This window comes from Actinospica durhamensis, from assembly GCF_018139695.1.
GTDB classification, from domain to species: Bacteria; Actinomycetota; Actinomycetes; order Streptomycetales; family Catenulisporaceae; genus Actinospica; species Actinospica durhamensis.
In genome coordinates this window covers 1-2,035 of record NZ_JAGSOG010000530.1, presented here as the reverse complement: position 1 = coordinate 2,035, position 2,035 = coordinate 1, and the positions used below count along the sequence as shown (strand labels likewise).

Here is a 2,035-nt window from a genome sequence, read left to right as displayed (position 1 = left end):
GGGGGTGGCCGTGGGGGTGGCCGAGTCGGCGTGGGCGGTGACGACCGCGTGGCCGGCGGTGAGCGCCAGGACGGCGACGGCGAGCACGATGACGGATGCGGCGATCAGGCTCTTGATGGCGATCAGCATGGTGTTTTCCCTCCGGTAGCGGCGTCGGCCGGTCGGCCCGCCGGGTGCTCCCAACGAGAGATCACGCTAATAAGGTCGCTTACTCGCTTGGCATCGTCGCGCTGTCGGCGGCGCGAGCGGACTCGATAGCGACTCGATGGCGAGACGAGGCCGGGGGCTGGGACGGTGGGCAGGACTAGCAACCGAAGCGAGCCGACGGGCCTGGCCTGAGGCGTCGAGGACCGCCCCTGCGGGGCCGGGCTCGGCGCACGCCGTCCGTCGGAGAACGAGAGGGGGCGGCGCGCGTGACGCACCGCTGGCTTCCGCCGTATGACGACTGGTCGGCCCGCCGGACCAGGGGCCGGCATTCCACCAAGCTGCTCTGTCTGGCGCCGGCCGGGGATTCGCCCGCGCCCTTCGCGCGCTGGCCGAGCGAGGTCCACGGGGTCGAACTGTGCGCCCTGCGGTTCCCCGGAGACGAGGAGCCGGCCTGGTGGACCCGCCACACGACCATCGCGGCCCAGGCCGTGGACCTGGCCGCGGAACTGATCGACCGCGCGGCCGACGCCGACTCCTTCGGGCTGTTCGGCCACGGCAGCGCCGCGCTGATCGTCTACGAGGTCGCCGCGCACCTCGCCCGCTGCGGGACGGCGACGCCGAACCGGCTGTTCGTCTCCGGCTGCCCCTCGCCCCACCTGGCCCGCCGTCGCACGCCGATGCCGGACTCGGACGAGCTGCTCGAGCGCGCGCTGACCGCCTGCCTGGAGTGGGGCGGCAATCCGCTGCCGTCGCTGCTGGAGGCGACCGAACGCGCGATGCGCGCCGAGGCCCTGGCGATGCGCGTGTACGAGCCGCCCGGCTCCCCGTGGCTGGCCACCCCCATCGAGGCGGTGTCCTGGAACCTCGCCCCGTCGGCGGACGAGGCGGCGATGGCGGGCTGGGCGGCCTACGGTCCGGCCGCGGCGGTCGCGCTGCAGGGTTCACAGAACGCGTACATGGACGCGCCGGACGAGCTGCTGAAGCTGTTCGCCCACGTCTGAATACCGGATGGAGCGCGAGGTGCGGCTGCGGCAGAATGAACGCTCGTGGCCGTACATCCAGATCTAGAACTCCTGTATCCCGACATCGCGCAGCGCGGCAGCCTGGGCGCGGCGCTGCAGACCTTGGCCGACGAGGCGGGCCTCTCCCTTCGCGTCACCGCCTACGACGCCGATCCGCTGCGCTACGCCTGCGTCGAGACCTCGCTGGAGTATCGCAAGGGTCTGCATGCCAACGCGCACCCGGACGAGCGGGCGTGGTCGGTGACCCGCGTCCCGGTGCGGCTGTCCATGGGCGAGCACGGCCTCTATACGGCCGAGGCCGGGTCCCCGCTCGAGACCGTCGCCGAGACCGCGTCCGCACAGGAAGCCGCGTCGGCGGCCGCGCGCGAAGTGCCCGCGGGCCTCGATCCGGTGACCCGCGGGGTCGAGGAGCCGCAGCTCGACTGACACTGTGGCCACGTGCCACTGCGGCTACGCGGCCGCCTCGGCCACCGAGTGGAAGGCGCGGACCACGCCGACGCGGTTGGCTACGTTGAGCTTCGCGAAGACCTTTGACAGGTGCATCTCCACGGTCTTGTCGGTGACGAACAGGCGGGAGGCGATCTGGCGGTTCGTCAGGCCTTCGCAGACCAGGGCCGCGACCTGGTGTTCGCGGCGGGTGAGGGTGGCGGATTCGTTGGTTCGGCGGGGTTTGCCCCAGGGGGCGCGGCTGGTGAGGTAGCGCATCTCGCGGACGTTCGAGTCGGTGGGGATGCGGGGGCTGTGGTCTTCGGGGAGTTTCTGCTCGGTGGCCAGGTCGGCGAGGGCTTGTTCGAGGGCGCTGCGGCCGCCTTCGGCGCTGCCCTCGGTGCCTAGGCGCTCTTCGGCGCCTAGGGCCAGGCCTAGTT

The 2,035-nt window shown here is 72.3% G+C and carries 3 protein-coding genes; 2 read left to right on the top strand and 1 reads right to left on the bottom strand.

Annotated elements, in window-relative coordinates; all coding sequences use genetic code 11:
- The first annotated feature begins 413 nt into the window (after positions 1-413).
- Together KDL01_RS40760 and KDL01_RS40755 are read left to right on the top strand one after the other, a co-directional pair.
- Positions 414-1,148 (top strand): thioesterase II family protein, encoded by a 735-nt coding sequence (locus tag KDL01_RS40760; protein WP_212534081.1) that lies wholly within the window; start codon positions 414-416, stop codon positions 1,146-1,148.
- Positions 1,149-1,193: 45 nt separating this feature from the next.
- Positions 1,194-1,595 carry a hypothetical protein gene (locus KDL01_RS40755; protein ID WP_212534080.1) on the top strand — a complete coding sequence of 134 codons (402 nt, stop codon included), beginning with the start codon at positions 1,194-1,196 and terminating at the stop codon, positions 1,593-1,595.
- Positions 1,596-1,619: 24 nt separating this feature from the next.
- Here the strand turns inward: KDL01_RS40755 and KDL01_RS40750 are convergent.
- On the bottom strand, positions 1,620-2,035 hold a 416-nt coding region (locus tag KDL01_RS40750; RefSeq protein WP_246577684.1), incomplete at its 5' end, for a helix-turn-helix transcriptional regulator.